This window comes from uncultured Lactobacillus sp. (assembly GCF_902491705.1).
Lineage (GTDB): Bacteria > Bacillota > Bacilli > Lactobacillales > Lactobacillaceae > Lactobacillus.
Genome location: NZ_CABUIW010000001.1, coordinates 13,927 through 31,856, shown reverse-complemented (window position 1 = coordinate 31,856; position 17,930 = coordinate 13,927). Strand labels below are relative to the sequence as shown.

The following is a 17,930-nucleotide window of genomic DNA, read 5'->3' as shown; positions in this document are numbered from 1 at the left end:
CTTTCTAAAATTCAATTGCAAAACGAATATTCGCAATTAACTTACGGGGAACAGTTAATGTTTTTCGTCTTGTCTTATCCTTTACTTCTAATACAATCTCTTCATCATTATAGGACTTAAGCGTACCTTCATACACTTTTTTGTCCTCAATCTTTTGATAAAGTCCAATATGAATGTAATCATTTAAAGCCTTTTTCCAATCTGCTTCAGTCTGAATAGGACGTTCTGCACCTGGAGATGACAATTCCAAAACATATGGATCAGGCAATGGATCAGGATTGAGCGTATCAAGCTTTTCAGAAACAAGTTCACTCAAAGCCGCGATTTCATCAATATCAATTCCATTTGGTTCACGATCTACATAGATACGTAAATAATTTTGGCCTTTTTCTTTAACATATTCCATATCAACCAACATGTCGCCATGTTCATCAATAATTGTTTCGACAACTGGACGAACAAGATCTATAACTTTAGACAAAAATTTTCCTCCGTAATAAAAAGAGTGAGCATTACTGCTCACTCGAATTTACCTATTCGAACTTCTCTAGTAGTATACCATGTTTTACTAATTAATGTAAAATCTGATCTCTAGAAAAGTGATAATTGATTTTCATCAGGCATCCCATCTAAGACGCCATTATCTTCAAAATAGTTCATGATTGTTTGTGAAACCTTACCACGCTTAGCTAAGTCTTCTTTAGACAAGAACTTCTTTTCAGCGCGGGCTGCTACAATCTGCTTAGCTGCGTTATCACCTAAACCTGGTACGGCATTAAATGGAGCTAAAATAGTATGTTTATCCAAAATCTTAAAGTCAGTTGCTTCAGATTGATCAATATCAACCATCTTGATCTTGATTCCACGTTCAAGACATTCATTAGCAATTTCTAGAACCGTTAACAAACTCTTATCCTTAGCTGAAGCATCCATACCTTTATCTTGAATTTCTTTCATAGCCGCCTTAACTGTGTTTTTACCATGACTCATTGCAACTAAATCAAACAAATCAGCACGAACTGAGAAATAAGCGGTGTAATAAATTTCTGGATAGTACACTTTAAACCAAGCAATTCTCAATGCCATCAAAATATAGGCAGTGGCGTGAGCCTTAGGGAACATGTACTTGATCTTCAAACAAGATGGAATGTACCAATCTGGAATATTCTTGTTCTTTTTAAGAATGGCCATATTCTCATCGCTAATTCCACGACCGTGACGAACTGATTCCATAGTTGAAAAGGCTACTTCTGGTTTTACGCCCCAGTGAATCAAGTCCATCATGATGTTGTCACGACAACCAATAACATCCTTTAATTTGCACGTACCATTATTAACCAAGTCTTCTGCGTTACCTAGCCATACGTCAGTACCGTGTGATAAACCAGAAATCTGCAGTAATTCGGCAAAAGTAGTTGGCTTTGTTTCTTCAAGCATCCCTCTAACAAAACGAGTACCAAATTCTGGAACTCCCAAAGTACCAGTTTGAGAACCAATTTGTTCAGGGGTTACTCCTAAAGCCTTTGTACCTGAAAACAGTGACATAACACCTGGATCATCTGGTGGAATAGTTAATGGATCAATTCCGGATAAATCCTGCAAGTGACGAATCATAGTTGGATCATCGTGTCCCAGAATATCGAATTTCAAGATGTTATCGTGAATGGAGTGGAAGTCGTAGTGCGTAATCAACCAAGCTGCATTTACATCATCGGCTGGATAAGAAACAGGAGTAAAGTCATAAATATCCATGTCATCTGGAACTACAACAATTCCGGCTGGGTGCTGACCCGTCGTTCTTTTTACTCCACGAATACCACTGGCTAAACGATCTAATTCAGCATTGCGAAGCTTCAAATCTCTTTCTTCATCAAAGTGCTTGGCATAACCATACGCAGTCTTATCAGCAACTGTGGCAATAGTTCCGGCACGATATGAATTATCTGGTCCAAACATAACTCGAATAAAGTTATGTGCTACTGGTTGGTAGTCACCTGAGAAGTTCAAATCGATATCAGGAACCTTATCACCGTGGAAACCCAAGAAAGTAGCAAATGGAATATCCTGACCATCTTTTACTAAAGGAGTACCACACTTTGGACAATTTTTATCAGGCAAGTCAAAGCCAGAACCATATTCACCATTTTCAAAGAACTGTGAATACTTACAGTTAGGGCAACGATAGTGCGGAGCAAGTGGATTAACTTCAGTAATCCCAGACATTGTGGCTACTAAACTAGAACCTACGGAACCACGTGAACCTACCAAATATCCGTCCTTATTTGACTTGGCTACCAGTCGCTGAGAAATTAAGTAAATAACCGCATAACCATTAGAAATGATTGAATTAAGCTCCAGATCAATACGATCTTTAACGATCTTAGGCAAAGGATTACCATACAATTCATAAGCCTTATCGTAAGTTAATTTCTTCATTTCTTCATCAGCGTGAGCAATATGAGGTGGATACAAACCATCTTTAATAGGCTGAATTTCAGAAATCTCATCCGCAATCTTATTAGTATTTTCAATTACGATTTCTTTAGCCACATTTTCGCCTAAGAAACTAAAGGCATCAAGCATTTCTTGTGTAGAGTAAAAATGCAAATCTGGTTGCGGCTTATTTCTATTAGGGTTAGAACGTTGAGCAGAAATCAAGATTGTACGATAAATCGCATCATGTGGTTCAACATAATGTGAATCACCAGTTGCTACAACCGGTTTCTTTAATTCTTTTCCTAGCTTATAGATATTGCCAATAATTTCTTCAAGTTGGTCTTCATCTTTGATCAAACCATCTTCAATTAATTGTGCATAAGCTGCTGGTGGTTGAACTTCCAAAAAGTCATAGAATTTAGCCTTTTCACGAGCTTCATCATAACCTTTTTGCATCATTGCTACAAAAACATCGCCTTGCCAGCAACCAGAACCATATAGCAAGCCTTTATGTAAACGTGCTAAATCTGACTTAGGAGTTCTAGGAATACGATAAAAATCTTTCGTACTTGCGATAGAAACTAATTTATACAGATTCTTTAATCCCTTTTGATCCTTTGCCAGTACCGTCATATGAGAAGGACGTGCACGCTTATATACTTCACCATGTGCAGCATAACCATTTAAGTTGTTTAAATTGTCTTCATCATATTTTTTGTTAAAAGCATCAAGCAACTTGTACATCAAATAACCAGTTGCTTCAGCATCTTGGTTAGCTCTATGGTGGTGTTCTAGTGAAACATTGTACTTTTTAGCTAATGAATCCAAAGTGTGACGGTTTTGTTCTGGGTGCAATAAACGAGATACTTCAAGCGTATCAACAACAGGTTGAGTAATTTCACTTAAACCAGCTCTTCTTAATGCAGCATTAACAAAACCAACATCGAATTGAACGTTGTGTCCACAAAGAGGACGATCACCATAAAAGTCTTGGAACTGTTTAATTACGACAGCTTCATCATCTGCAGCACTAACCATTTCATCCGTAATAGAAGTTAAGTTGATCGTCTGCTCACTTAATGGATGGTGAGGATTAATAAATTTATCAAAACGTTCAAGTACTTCCCCATTCTTCATTTTTACGGCACCAATTTCAATAATAGTGTCATAAACAGATGAAAGACCTGTCGTTTCAACGTCGAAGATTACAAATTCACGATCTTCATAGGTCATTGGAGCTGGATTCAAGACAAGCAATGCATGGTCATCAATCATATTTGCTTCAACACCATAAAGAATCTTTGTTCCAGTAGCCTTACCTGTACTATAAGCTTCAGGGAAGGATTGAACATCCCCATGATCAGTAATCGCAATGGCCTTTTGACCAAATTTTTTAGCTGTTTTAATAAAGTCTGTTGGCGTATTAGTTGCATCAAGTTGACTCATATTAGTATGCAAGTGAAGCTCCACACGCTTTTGCTCGCCTTCATACCTTTCAGTTCGACCAATATGCTCTACTGTTTCAAAACTACTGATGTTAAATACCACATCATGTTGATATTGGTCATCAGCTGCAGTTCCTTGCATTTTAGCCCAAGTACCTGGTTTGATAGCTGACATTTGTTCAATTTGTTCTTTATCTGAAACAAATTTCTTAAAAGCAATTGAATCACTATAGTCAGTAATTTCACCAGTGAAAATAACTGCACCAGACTTTAATTCACGACTTTCAATATTAAAAATATTACCTTCAATGACAACATTACGTGTGCCATCTTCTACATCTTTAATTTGAGTAATTGGTGCATTTTCATCTAACTTGCGATTACCATAACTAGTACGCTTAGTTGGATATTGACGTGGTTGAGGTTTTGGTTTTTCAGGAGTTTGCTCAAATTGCTTTTGCATATCCTTTTCATGTTCCTCATGTCGCTCTTCCAAACTTTGCATATTATTTTGTAAGCTGGCTTGATCTACTTGAGTAATAAATTTCAAGTTAAAGAAACCGTATTTACGCATTTCTAAAGCCAGATCATCTAAGGCTTTTTGCTCAATTATTCCATCGATAATATTGTTATCAACTGGTATTACCCAACGACCATCAACTTTTTCTGGTTTTTGACCTGCTAAAAATTCTCGAGCCATTGGTTGTAATACATTAGAGTTTTGAACTGCATAATGCCAATACTTAGGCAAATATTGATCTGATCCATCACCAGTATTAACAAAAAATCTTACGTTTACAAATGAAGAAAAAGTTTCTTCTATAGCTTTTCTTAAAGCCACATAGGTATCGTATTGTAATGGAGTATCAAAAAAAACGTGGATATCCCACCTATGTTCTTTAGCGTAAACATCCACGTTTTCGATCTTCCCTTTTTGAAGAAGGTCATTATCTTCAAAACTATCAGGGAAACGAACCTGTTTGAGCAATTTTAAGAAAAGATCGTTTTTATTGGTCACAAAAATTATCCTAACTCTTGATTTACAAACTTATCTAATTCATCAATTGACATTTCAGTTGCCTTAGCATCAGTTGGTCTCTTAACTTCAACAATACCATCAGCAGCTTTCTTACCAATCGTAATTCTAATTGGTGCACCAACTAAGTCAGCATCAGCAAACTTAACACCTGCACGTTCCTTACGATCGTCATATAAGACATCATACTTTTCACTGAATTTCTTTTCAAGTTTTTCAGCTAATTCAGTTTGATCTTCTTTGTTCATCTTCATTTGAACAATATGAATTTCAAATGGAGCGATTTCCTTTGGCCATGCCACACCGCGTTCAGTCAAGTGTTGTTCAACTGCTGCAGAAAGCATTCTAGTTACACCAATACCATATGAACCCATGATAACTGGTTTAGCTTTACCGTTTTGATCCAAGAAATCTGCACCCATAGTCTTAGTGTAGTAAGTACCTAACTTAAAGATGTGACCTACTTCGATTGAAGTGGTGAACTTAAGTGGCAAATGATCAACTGGGTCTGGTTCACCTTCATTAGCAGTTCTAAGATCAGCAAATTCATCTACCTTAAAGTCACGATCTAAGTTAGCATTCTTGTATTGGTAATCAGTTTTGCCTGCACCAACAACAACGTTGTAAAGATCCTTTACAGTTTCATCTGCAATAATCTTATCTGCCCAGTCTGCATTTACAGGACCTACACCGCCTTTTTCACTACCAGTGATTTCCTTCAAATCATTAGTATCAGCTTCATGAACTTCATCAGCATCAAGTACGTGTCCTAATTTTACTTCGTTGATTTGCTTATCGCCACGAATTAAAACTAAAACTTTTTGACCATCAGCAATGTAAAGAATACTCTTCACAATTCTAGTTGCAGGAACATCTAAAAACTTAGCTAGTTTTTCAATAGTATCACAACCAGGGGTTGCAACTTCAGTTAATTCTTTAGGATCTTCAGGATCTTGTTTAAATGTGTCAATACTCTTGGCCATTTCAAGGTTAGCAGCATAAGTACCCTTTTCGTTAGTAGCAATAGTATCTTCACCAATTGCTGCTGGAGCTTGGAATTCAGTAGAGTTCTTACCACCCATTGTACCTGAGTCAGCAATTACTGGGTGAACTGTTACACCAGCACGCTTAAAAATACGCTTGTAGGCATTTTCTTGGTCATTAAATTGTTCATCCAATTGATCACGAGTAGCAGCAAAACTGTAACCATCAAGCATTACAAATTCACGACCACGAAGAAGACCGAAACGAGGACGGTTTTCATCACGGAACTTGGTTTGAATTTGGTATAAAGCCATTGGCATTTGCTTGTAACTCTTTAAGTTCTTAGCAATGATTTCAGTGAATGTTTCTTCGTGTGTAGGTCCAAGTAAACTTTCACGACCATGACGGTCCTTAAGCTTAAACATTTCTGGACCATACTTCTTGTAACGACCAGATTCTTGCCATAAAGTTGCTGGAAGCAAGTGAGGCATAATCATTTCTGGAACATTAATTCTGTCCATTTCTTGTTCGATGATTGCTTCAGCCTTGCGCAAAACGCGGTAGCCTAATGGAAGGTATGCATAAACACCAGCAGTAACTTGGCGAATATAGCCACCTCTAATCATCAATTTATGACTTTCAGCCACAGCATCGGATGGTGCTTCCTTTAAAGTTGGCATAAAAAACTTTGATTGACGCATTATTATTTAAAATCTCCTAAAGTAAAAATAAAACTAACTAATTTAATTATTTAATAAAATAGCGATAAATATCGTTTCCTGTAACTGCAATGATCAAAACCAACAACAGACCAAAGCCGATCAATTCGACGATAGCCTCATGTTCTTCTGAAATTGGCTTTCCACGAACTAATTCAATTAAGTTCAATAAAAGCTTACCACCGTCTAATCCCGGAATTGGAATCAAGTTAACAATTCCTAAGTTGATTGAGATCATACCCAAGAAGGCTAAAACATATGTAAAGCCCATTTGAGATACTTGAGAAGTTTGAGAATAGATTCCAACTGGACCAGACAATTTATTCAAACTAAAGTGTCTAAACAAATTACCAACTGCATTGAAAATTAAACCTGTAGTTGATACAGCTGTATCCCAGCCTCTTTTTAGTTTAACACCGGCACTTTCATCGCTTTTGGCAATGATACCAATTTGATAAACTTTTTGCTTTTGCACTTTACGAACTTTTGGTTTTACCGTAACAGTTCTAGTTGAACCATTTTTTTCTAACTTAAAGCGTAATTCTTTTCCTTTGCTTTGATTAATCTTGGCAGATACTTGATCAAAATTAGTGATCTTTTGACCATTAATTTCAACAATTTTATCGCCAGGCTCAATTTTAGCACTTCTAGCAGGAGAATTGGCTTCAGTAGAACCAATAGTCGTAGTAGCTGGTCCAGGAACAGTAAATGTCCAAATTAAGAACACTACAAAGCCAAGCAAAATATTCATAAATGGACCAGCAAAGTTGGTTGCTAATTTTTGCCAAACATTAGCTTGATTGAATTGGGTATCACGAGGAGCAATGATTAATTCAGTACCATTCTTTTCAATAATAGTAGCATCATGGTTTACATGATAAGTAACTAGATCATTTTCATCACCGTTTTCATAACCTTCAATAATCAAGTTATCTACCAAATCGGCCTTTGTTACTTGTACAGGAATTCCTTCAATAGGCATGTCTGATTCAGAAGCATCAATTCTGACTACTTCATTTTGATCATTTAACTGTAAAACTACAGTCATACCCGGATCCAATTTACTTTCATCATCAGAGCTCGCTAAACGAACATATCCCCCAAGTGGTAACCACCGAATGGTATATGTCGTAGGATTTCTTCTAATTTGAAAAAGCTTTGGTCCCATACCAATAGAAAATTCACGGACAAGAATACCTGACTTTTTAGCTACAATGAAGTGTCCAAATTCATGGACAAAAACAAGTAAGCCAAAAACGACTAAAAAGATTAGTATACCTCTCAATAAAATTCTCCTAATGTACAATACCTAAAATAGCAGCAACAACAGGCAATACAAATAGCATACTATCAAAACGGTCTAAGATACCACCGTGACCTGGCAAAATCTTACCTGAGTCCTTAACACCGTAGAAACGCTTATATGCTGATTCAACTAAGTCACCCATTTGCCCAACGATTGAAAGGATAAATGCTAAACCAACCATTGATAATTCTGAAACACCAAAGGTGATGTTGAAGTGACTCAAAATTGCTAAGTAGATTGCACTACAAATCAATGCACAAATTACAGCACCAATAGAACCTTCCCAAGTCTTGTTAGGACTAATTACTGGCCATAATTTATGTTTACCGATCTTACGACCGATCATATATGCACCAATATCAGTTGACCAAACAACTACAAAGACATAACCAAGAAGTGCTAAACCATTTTGTGGATATGCTCTAATTGCAGCCATGTAGTGGAAGCCAATACCGATATAAAGAGCTGCTAAAATATAAACGCCGACATCATCAAAAGTTGTCTTGTTCTTAGAAAGAACAGTCCAAGTCAAGAACAACATGACAATACCATAAAATACACCCAATTTAGTTATATTAGATGGGAATACTTTGAAAAATGAATCTGGAACTGTCCAGGTTAAAGTAGCAAGTAATGCTAATACGAAATCTAATGATACTAAAATTTGCTTTTTCATCAAAAAGATTTCACTAATACCAACTGCTGCAAACAGTACAGTCAGCCAGTCCATCCAAAGGCCGCCTGCTAATACAATTGGAATAAATAAGATTAAGGCAATAACTGCCGTAATTACACGTTGTTTCATATTAATTAACTATCCGATTCGTCTACCTTACCAAAGCGCCGATTACGGTGCTTAAAATCATTAACAAATTGTTTTAAATCATCTTCATTAAAATCAGGCCAGTTTTTATCACTAAAAGCCAACTCTGAATAAGCCAACTGCCAAAGCAAGAAATTAGAAATTCTTTGTTCACCTGAAGTCCTAATTAATAAATCAGGATCTTGATATTTACCAAAATGTCCAGTCATCAAATGATCTGAAATCATTTTTTCCGTAATATCTTCGCTTTTTAGTTGACCTGCTTCAATTAGACCACCAATTTCTTGAACTGCAGAAGTAATTTCTCTTCTTGAGCCATAATTAAAAGCAAAATTGAGAATTAAGCCAGTATTATTAGCTGTTTCTGCCATTGCTCTTTGAACAATTTGATATGTTTTTTCTGGGAGTTCATCTAAATATCCCATGATGTTAACCTTAACGTTGTTCTCCATTAGAGTTGGCATATATTTATCAAAGAAACGTACTGGTAAATTCATCAAATAGGCTACTTCTTCTTTAGGTCTAGCCCAATTTTCGGTAGAAAAAGCATACAAAGTTAATACCTTAATACCTAATTTATCAGCAGCTAAAGTAATCCGTTCAACATTATCCATGCCTTCACGGTGTCCGACAAATCGAGGCTTATGTCTCTTTTTAGCCCATCTACCATTACCATCCATTATGATGGCTAGATGATTTAACTCGTTATCCTTCTTACTCATGCTTAGCCTTGAGTAATTTCTTTACGTTTTTCATCAGCAAGTTGATCAATCTTCTTGGCCGCATCATCAGTAACCTTTTGAACTTGCTTTTCTAAATTACGTTGTTCATCTTCGGTAATGTCGCCATCTTTTTCTTCTCTCTTCAAAGCATTCATGGCATCACGACGAACGTTTCTAACAGCAATTTTAGCTTCTTCAGCATACTTGCCTACTTCTTTAGCGATTTCTTCTCTTCTTTCACCAGTAAGTTGGGGGATTACCAATCTAATAACCTTACCGTCGTTAGCAGGAGTTAATCCAAGGTTAGAAGCCAAAAGTGCGTGTTCAATATCATCCAAACTGTTTTGATCGTATGGAGTGATCAATAAAACACGTGGTTCTGGAATTGTAATACTTGACATTTGAGTCAATGGTGTTGGTGCACCATAATATTCAACTTGTACGTTATCAAGTAATGCTGCGTTAGCAACACCAGCACGAATTGAAGCTAACTTCTTTTGATAAACCTTAATAGATTTATCCATATTTTCTTGTGCTTTTTTAATAGTTTCGTTATTCATTATTTATTACCTCTAATTACAGTACCAATATTTTCACCCAAAACAACCTTCTTAATATTGCCAGGTGTATTAACATTAAAGACAATTAATGGAATTTCGGTATCCATTGATAATGAACTTGCAGTTCTGTCCATTACCTTCAAATCCTTTGAAATCAAATCAAGTTGAGTTAATTCGCTGAATTTAGTTGCTGTAGGATCAGTCTTAGGGTCAGCTGAGTAAACACCGTCAACACCATTTTTAGCCATCAAAATTACATCAGCACCAATTTCAGCAGCACGCAAAGCAGCAGTAGTATCTGTTGAGAAGTATGGATTACCAGTACCACCACCGAAGATTACAACGCGGCCTTTTTCAAGATGACGTAAAGCTCTTCTTCTGATGTAAGGTTCAGCAATTTGTCTCATTTCAATTGAAGTTTGCATTCTAGTAGGAACGCCAACTTTTTCAAGACCATCTTGCAAAGCTAAACCATTCATAATAGTAGCAAGCATACCCATGTAGTCAGCTTGTGCACGTTCCATGCCCAACTTAGCACCAGTTTCACCGCGCCACATGTTACCGCCACCACAAACGATACCAATTTCTACGCCTAAATCATGAACAGACTTAATTTCTTTAGCCAAGTGACTGATAACAGTTGGATTAATTCCAGTACCTTTGTCACCAGCTAAAGCTTCACCTGATATTTTCAAAATAATGCGATTATATTTAACTTGACTCATAATGCCCTCCTCTAATAGCTTTAATTATTCTAACATATATAACTACTTAATGTCTTTCAACTAATTAAAGACTATAAAAAATTATAAAAAAAGAGGAGCACTTACGTACTCCTCCTTTCTTTATAAAGTAGTTTAATTACTTCATTTGTTCTGCAACTTCAGCAGCAAAGTCTTCTTGTTTCTTTTCAATACCTTCGCCAACTTCGTAACGAGTGAATGAAACTAACTTAGCGCCCTTTTCTTTCAAGAATTCGCCAACAGTCTTGCTGTCATCCATGATGTAGTTTTGTGATAAAACTGCAAATTGCTTATCAACTTGAGTGTTGTCATCGATGAAACGTTGCATCTTACCAGGAATGATTCTGTCCCAAATCTTTTCTGGCTTGCCTTCTTCTTTAAGTTCAGCCTTGATGTCTTCCTTAGCCTTAGCTAAAACATCATCAGTTAATTGCTTTTCTGAACCGTAAACAAGGTGTGGTAATGGCTTCTTGTGAACCAAAGCACGACTTTCGTTGTCTTGGTCAATCTTGTGGTTCATTAATGCCAATTGTTCAGTAATGAATTCATCGTCTAATTCATCTGGTGAAATAACCTTAGGACTCATAGCAGCGATGTGCATTGCTAAGTGCTTAGCAGTTGCGGCATCAGCACCTTCTAAAACAGTAACAACACCGATTTGGCCACCGTTGTGTTGGTAAGCACCAAATTCTTGGTCATCATTCTTCTTTTCCAATGCAAAACGACGTAAAGCAATCTTTTCACCAATTGTAGCAGTTGCGTCTACAAAAGCTTGTGATAAAGTCTTGCCGTCTTCCATCTTTAATTCGCTAGCTTCTTCAGCGTTAGCAGGTTCACCTTCAGCGATAGTCTTAGTAACGTCCTTAACTAAGTTAACAAACTTTTCGTTTTGAGCAACAAAGTCAGTTTCTGAGTTAACTTCAGTAATAGCTGCAACATTACCAGCAACATAAACACCGGTTAAACCTTCAGCAGCAACACGGTCTGCCTTCTTAGCAGCCTTAGCCATACCCTTATCGCGAAGGTATTCAATGGCCTTGTCCATGTCACCGTCAACTTCTACTAATGCCTTCTTGGCGTCCATAACACCGGCACCAGTACGTTCACGTAAATCTTTAACTTGCTTTGCAGTAATTTTTGCCATTAATATGTCCTCCTAACAGAACTAACAGTAAAAACTAGTCTTCTGGGTTTTCTTCAGCGCTAACGATTTCTTCTGAACCATCAGCATTTTCTTTGAAGTCTACTTCAACAGATTCGTCGTCTTGACCTTGCTTACCTTCAACAATAGCGTCTGCCATTGCACCTGCGATTAAGCGGATAGCACGGATAGCGTCATCGTTTGAAGGAATAACAACGTCGATTGGGTCTGGATCGGTGTTAGTGTCAACCATAGCTACAACTGGGATACCCAAAATGTTAGCTTCGTGAACAGCGATCTTTTCCTTCTTAGGATCTACTACGAACAATACGTCTGGAATTCTTGGCATATCTTCGATACCACCTAAGAATCTTTCAAGCTTGTCCATTTCCTTAGTTAAAAGTGCAACTTCCTTCTTTGGTAATACATCGAAGGTACCGTCTTGTGACATTTCCTTTAATTGCTTTAATCTTCTAACACGACTTTGAATAGTAGTCCAGTTAGTCAAAGTACCACCTAACCAACGTTGGTTTACGTAGTATTGACCTGCACGAGTTGCTTCTTCAGCAATTGAGTCTTGAGCTTGCTTCTTAGTACCTACAAATAAGAATACGCCGCCGTCTTGAGCAACAGCCTTCATAAAGTTGTAAGCATCATCTAACATCTTGATAGTCTTTTGTAAGTCAATGATGTAAATACCATTTCTTTGAGTGAAAATGTAAGGAGCCATCTTTGGGTTCCATCTTCTAGTTTGGTGACCGAAGTGGACACCAGCTTCAAGCAATTGCTTCATTGTAACAACGTCTGCCATATTTTATTCCTCCTATGGTTTTAAATCCTCTCAAGCGTTCATTTCATCATCTAACCACTACCTAGGGCACCACGATGATGATCGCTCTTGATGTGTTTTCTATTTATGCTTACACAGCATACTCGACTATTTTACAAAATTTTATTCAATATGACAAGACTAAAACTTAATATTATGCTCACGTAAAAATTTTTCTTTCCAGCTGCGAGAATGATGCTTAAACCAATATTCTCTCTTTAAAGCTAATCCCTTATCATCAAACTGTTCATGATAAATCATTCTAACGGGACGTCTTGTTTTAGTATATTTGGCACCTTTTCCAGCATTATGCATCTTTAAGCGATGTTCAAGATCATTTGTAAAACCGCCATAAAAGCTACCATCATTGCAAAGCAACACATAAAAATAATATTTGCCTCGTGCATCGTGTTTTTCTCGATCTTCATCAGTCTCACGTACAATTCCTTGAATAAGTGGTCTAAATTCACCTTTTTGATCATGAACTTCAATAGCATCCCTCAATTCAGTGCCATCTGTTCCAGTATGCTTAACAGCTTCTACAATAATTAAATTTGTATTTTCTCCGCGATGAGAAACAAAAGGCTGAACCATTTTAACGCTCAAATCATACTTCATGCAGTAATAGCATATTTCACCAAGTCGTTCAGGACGATGTACCATGAACATCTTACCTTTCATCTTTAATAGTCCACTCGCTACACTAATGATTTGCTCTAAATCAATTAATAATTCATGGCGAGCAATAGCTTTTTTACGATCTGGGTTAACTTCGTGACCTTGTGGTGCCTTAAAATATGGCGGATTAACAGTTACTACATCATAACTATCTTTACGTAAAAAATTAGCGGCATTTAAAACATTATCCTTATAAACTGAAATTCGATTCTCCATTTGATTTAACTCAACCGATCGAACAGCTTGAGAATAAATCTCATCTTGAATTTCAATTGCATCGTAGTGTGCTCGATTAAAATAAGCCATATAAATAGTAGCTGCACAGTTACCTGCACATAAGTCTGCCACTTTATCTCGATCACGAATTAAGTCTTTAGCCCAATATGCTAACAATAAGGTATCCATTGAAAAACTAAAGGCAGTTTTGTCTTGAATAATTCGCAAGTTATCACTGTACATATAATCGATTCGTTCATTATCTTTAAGCTCAACCATAAAAATATTTGCCTTTCTCGTCTATATATTTTTATAATAACTTACAACAAATTGGAGGACAAAATGTTTTATAAATTTATTCGCCCCATCGCTCGCTTTATTGTTTGGATATTAAACGGACATTTACACGTCCATCATAAAAATCGCTTACCTAAAGGTAACTATATTTTAGTTGCACCTCACCGTACTTGGTGGGAGCCAATTTTATTTGCACTGGGTGCTAGCCCAATGGAATTTATGTTTATGGCTAAAATTGAATTATTTAAAAATCCAGTTTTGCGTTTTATCTTAAATCATGCTCATGCATTTCCGGTTGATCGTAAAAATCCGGGACCATCTGCTTTAAAAATCCCTGTAAAAGGTCTTAGAAAAGGAAAGCTTTCACTAATTATCTTTCCATCCGGAACAAGACATTCAGCTGAATTAAAAGGTGGTGCCCTTTTAATTTCAAAGATGGCGCAAAAACCAATGGTTCCAGTAGTTTACCAAGGGCCATTATCCTTTAAGGGATTACTTAAAAGAAAGCCTATGGAAGTTAACTTTGGCAATCCAATCACCATTGATCGCAAAACTAAACTTACCCATGAAAATGAACAAATAATTTACCAACAATTAGAGGATGCTTGGGATAAATTAGACAAAGAACTTGATCCTAATTTCCACTATGTTGCCAAGTAAATGAATTGCTTAATCTAGTTTTAGGTTAAGCTTTTTTTATTGCAGATAATTTTTTAGTGTTAAAATAAGTACTTAGGTTTGATAATTATTGGAGGAAAGATAATTGTTAGAAAAAACATTTTACAAAATGATGCTTAGCAAATCCTTCCCTTTTCCCGTTAAAGTAACCTACTGGGACGGTAAAAGCGAAGTTTATGGTAATGGTACTCCTGAAATCGAAATCGTCTTTAACGAAAAGATTCCTGTAAGCGACATTACTAAAAACGCTTCACTTGCACTTGGTGAAGGATACATGGATAAGAAGATTGAAATTCATGGAGATATCCAAAAATTAATCTTTGGTGCTTACGAAAGTGCCAACAGTTTCATGCGTTCTTCAAAATTCCGCAAGTTTTTGCCAAAACAAAAGCATACTGAAAAGCAAAGTGAAGAAGACGTACAAAGTCACTATGACATTGGAAATGATTTCTACAAATTATGGCTTGACCCTACTTTAACTTACTCTTGTGCTTACTTTGAAAATGGCAATGAAAATGATCTTGAACAAGCACAAATTGCAAAAGTTCACCATATTTTAAACAAATTAAACCCACAAAAAGGCAAAACTTTGCTCGACATTGGCTGTGGTTGGGGTACATTAATGCTTACCGCCGCTAAAGAATACGGCCTCAAAGTTACCGGGGTTACGCTTAGTGAAGAACAATATAAGTTAGTTCAAAAGCGTATTTATGATGAAAACTTGCAAGATGTAGCAGAAGTTAAACTTGAAGACTACCGTGAACTCGGTGATCAAAAGTGGGATTACATCACTTCAGTTGGTATGTTTGAACACGTAGGTTCAGAGAACTTAAATACTTCCAAGATATTTACAAGTACTTAAATCAAGATGGTGTTGCTTTAATCCATGGTATTACTCGTCAACAAGGCGGTGCTACTAATGCTTGGATTAACAAATACATCTTCCCAGGTGGCTATATTCCAGGTTTGCAAGAAATTGTAGGCGATATCGTTGACAATGGTTTGCAAATCACAGATATGGAAACTCTTCGTCGTCACTACCAAAGAACTCTTGAAATTTGGGACAAGAACTTCAATGCAGTACGTGATCAAGTTGAGGCAAAAATGGGTGAACGCTTCACTCGTATGTGGGACATGTATTTAAATGCTTGTGCCGCTTCATTTGAATCAGGCAACATTGATGTCATTCAATACTTGCTTACCAAGGGTCCTTCTGGTAAGAACTTACCAATGACTAGAGACTACATGCTTAAATAATTAAGACAAAACAAAAAAGAGCTGATTTTTAAAATCAGCTCTTTATTTTTTACCAAATTGTAATTCTTTCTTCTGGATCAAGCCACATGCCATCACCTGGTTTAACATCAAATACTTGGTAAAATTCATCTTGACATTGAACCGGAATATTTACTCTTGTTGGTTGTGGTGCGTGGACATCAGTTTGAACTTCTGTCTTAATTGCTTCAGGACGTTGTTTTTCCATCCAGCTTCTAGCATAGTTTTCAAACAAGTCCTTCAAATTTGCGCCATCATTCTTACCTGTTTGTACAGCACAAGCTAAACCTGCAAGGTCAGCAATATTTTCAGAAACTACTTGCTTACCGTTAACCTTAGCAGGACCATATTGCAAGCCATCAAAAATATCAGCCATTTGGCCTACACGCTTATTAAATTCGGCAAAGTCTTGTTTAGTCCACCAATTGCTCATATTACCTTTTTCATCGAACTTAGCACCATTGTTGTCAAAGGCATGAGAAACTTCATGACCAATCGTAGCACCAATACCACCGTAATTAGCACCTAAAGATTGATTAATATCATAAAATGGCTTTTGCAAAATTCCAGCTGGGAAAGTTAAGTCATTTCTTTGTGGGTCATAGCAAGCATTGTTTAAATTACCTGGCATTAACCATACTGAGCGATCAACTGGCTTAGTCAATTTTTCTAGCATATATTTTGTACGAACTACATCCATTGCAGCTTCATTTTCATATAAGCTCTTTTCTGGATCTACTTGCAAAAGATCAAAAATCTTTTCAATTTTTTCTGGATATCCAATTTTAAGAACCAAAGCCTTTAACTTAATAACTGCCTTCTTCTTAGTTTCATCAGAAAGCCAAGTATTATTCTTGATTCGTTCTTCATATACTTTAAGCATATTGTGAATCATATCTTCAACATCATGCTTAGCCTTTTCACCAAAGTATTTCTTGCCGTAGAAAATACCGACAACTTCATCAAAGACACCATTAGCAAGACGGAAAGCTTGCTTAATTTGTGAAGGTAATTCTGGGGCACCAGTAATTGCTTGACCATATGGGAATGATGCTTCTCTAAATTCTTGGGACAAGAACTTGGCAACATTATTAATATACTTAACCAGCATCCAACCCTTAATTTCATCAAAGTTTTCTGCATTGATTAATTCTTCTGCATGATCAAGGAAACGTGGTTCCATTACGATTACACGTTCTTGCTTTTCTGGCAAAATATCATCTAAGAATTGAGCCATGTTAAATGACTTAAATTTAGCAATAAATTCATCGTATGAAACTGGGTTGTAAATTGCGGCGTCGTCAGCCCATTCTTCAGCAGACTTAACAACTTTTGCTACTTTTGCATCAAAGGCCAAAGCATTGTCAACATATACTCTTGCTTCAGTCTTACCAATGCCAGCCATCGTTAACAGATTAATACTTTGATCTTGCAAAATATCTAACAACTTTTTAGCATCTGGAGTCTTATAAGTAGTTGTATCTGGCAAGAAAGTACTTGGACCACCAAAGTACAAAACATTGACATCAGTGTTCTTCATGTCGGCATCAACATCAAATACAAATGGCAATGTATATGGACCCATAAATAAGTCCTTAGTCTTTTTAGCCAAATCGGCAAAATCAGTTAAACTCAATAATTGTTCTAAGTCATGTTGAATAGGTTGTGCTTTTTCTGCATCCCTTTTTTCAAAATTCTTAGCAATCTTGTAAAGTTCAATTGCCTTAGCAAAATCCTTGATGTCTGGCATCTTTTCTTTGCCTGCAGCAATATCGGCAAAGTCCTTCATTACTCTATCTTCAATTCTAATGTCTAATTCTGAATTAACACCAGTTGAAGTACGGTCAGCAGGTATTTCTGCTTTAGAAAGCCATTCTGAATTAACAGCTAAATATAAATTATCCTTTGGTTTGGCATTAACATCAGGTTCAGCAACGTCACCTGCACCACCGCGAACAGCGTAAAATCTTCTCATTTTTCCTCCTTATTAATATTCATAATTATTTCATTCTTTTTAATCATTATACCAAAAAGACGTCTGC

The 17,930-nt window shown here is 36.6% G+C and carries 13 protein-coding genes and 1 pseudogene; 2 read left to right on the top strand and 12 right to left on the bottom strand.

The window, feature by feature from the left end; translation table 11 throughout:
• Nucleotides 1–4: 4 nt before the first annotated feature.
• The 11 genes from rimP to RDN22_RS00100 all read right to left on the bottom strand — a co-directional run bounded on the left by rimP (nt 5) and on the right by RDN22_RS00100 (nt 13,917).
• The gene (rimP, locus tag RDN22_RS00150) at nt 5–481 is read right to left on the bottom strand and encodes a ribosome maturation factor RimP (RefSeq protein ID WP_308554704.1); all 477 of its coding nucleotides are present in this window, start codon (nt 479–481) and stop codon (nt 5–7) included.
• A gap of 110 nt (nt 482–591) precedes the next feature.
• A complete protein-coding gene (locus RDN22_RS00145; RefSeq protein ID WP_308554702.1) occupies nt 592–4,899 on the bottom strand; it encodes a PolC-type DNA polymerase III in 4,308 nt (1,435 codons plus the stop codon).
• A gap of 5 nt (nt 4,900–4,904) precedes the next feature.
• Nucleotides 4,905–6,602, bottom strand: coding sequence for a proline--tRNA ligase (locus RDN22_RS00140; RefSeq protein WP_308554700.1), 1,698 nt, complete (start codon nt 6,600–6,602; stop codon nt 4,905–4,907).
• 46 nt (nt 6,603–6,648) lie between these two features.
• Nucleotides 6,649–7,905 (bottom strand): RIP metalloprotease RseP, encoded by a 1,257-nt coding sequence (gene rseP, locus RDN22_RS00135; protein ID WP_308554698.1) that lies wholly within the window; start codon nt 7,903–7,905, stop codon nt 6,649–6,651.
• A gap of 10 nt (nt 7,906–7,915) precedes the next feature.
• Nucleotides 7,916–8,731: a phosphatidate cytidylyltransferase gene (locus tag RDN22_RS00130; protein WP_308554696.1), complete on the bottom strand. Its 816-nt coding sequence runs from the start codon at nt 8,729–8,731 to the stop codon at nt 7,916–7,918.
• A 5-nt stretch (nt 8,732–8,736) separates the two neighbouring features.
• Complete coding sequence (locus RDN22_RS00125; RefSeq protein ID WP_308554694.1) at nt 8,737–9,471, bottom strand: isoprenyl transferase; 735 nt, start codon at nt 9,469–9,471, stop codon at nt 8,737–8,739.
• Between the two features lie 2 nt (nt 9,472–9,473).
• The gene (frr, locus tag RDN22_RS00120; protein ID WP_308554692.1) at nt 9,474–10,031 is read right to left on the bottom strand and encodes a ribosome recycling factor; all 558 of its coding nucleotides are present in this window, start codon (nt 10,029–10,031) and stop codon (nt 9,474–9,476) included.
• On the bottom strand, nt 10,031–10,756 hold the full coding sequence (gene pyrH, locus RDN22_RS00115) for a UMP kinase (protein WP_308554690.1): 726 nt from the start codon (nt 10,754–10,756) through the stop codon (nt 10,031–10,033). Before pyrH ends, frr begins: the two co-directional genes overlap by 1 nt.
• A gap of 136 nt (nt 10,757–10,892) precedes the next feature.
• Nucleotides 10,893–11,918: a translation elongation factor Ts gene (gene tsf / locus RDN22_RS00110; RefSeq protein WP_308554688.1), complete on the bottom strand. Its 1,026-nt coding sequence runs from the start codon at nt 11,916–11,918 to the stop codon at nt 10,893–10,895.
• A gap of 34 nt (nt 11,919–11,952) precedes the next feature.
• Complete coding sequence (rpsB, locus tag RDN22_RS00105) at nt 11,953–12,726, bottom strand: 30S ribosomal protein S2 (protein ID WP_308554686.1); 774 nt, start codon at nt 12,724–12,726, stop codon at nt 11,953–11,955.
• Between the two features lie 159 nt (nt 12,727–12,885).
• Nucleotides 12,886–13,917, bottom strand: coding sequence for a GIY-YIG nuclease family protein (locus tag RDN22_RS00100; protein WP_308554684.1), 1,032 nt, complete (start codon nt 13,915–13,917; stop codon nt 12,886–12,888).
• Between the two features lie 63 nt (nt 13,918–13,980).
• On the opposite strand from RDN22_RS00100, the gene RDN22_RS00095 reads away from it, so the two are divergent.
• Both RDN22_RS00095 and RDN22_RS00090 read left to right on the top strand, forming a co-directional pair.
• Nucleotides 13,981–14,595, top strand: a complete 615-nt coding sequence (locus RDN22_RS00095; RefSeq protein WP_308554682.1) for a 1-acyl-sn-glycerol-3-phosphate acyltransferase — start codon at nt 13,981–13,983, stop codon at nt 14,593–14,595.
• A gap of 103 nt (nt 14,596–14,698) precedes the next feature.
• Nucleotides 14,699–15,870, top strand: a pseudogene (locus RDN22_RS00090) (class I SAM-dependent methyltransferase).
• A 49-nt stretch (nt 15,871–15,919) separates the two neighbouring features.
• On the opposite strand, the gene RDN22_RS00085 reads toward RDN22_RS00090, so the two are convergent.
• Nucleotides 15,920–17,863 (bottom strand): M13 family metallopeptidase, encoded by a 1,944-nt coding sequence (locus RDN22_RS00085; protein WP_308554680.1) that lies wholly within the window; start codon nt 17,861–17,863, stop codon nt 15,920–15,922.
• Between the last annotated feature and the right edge of the window lie 67 nt (nt 17,864–17,930).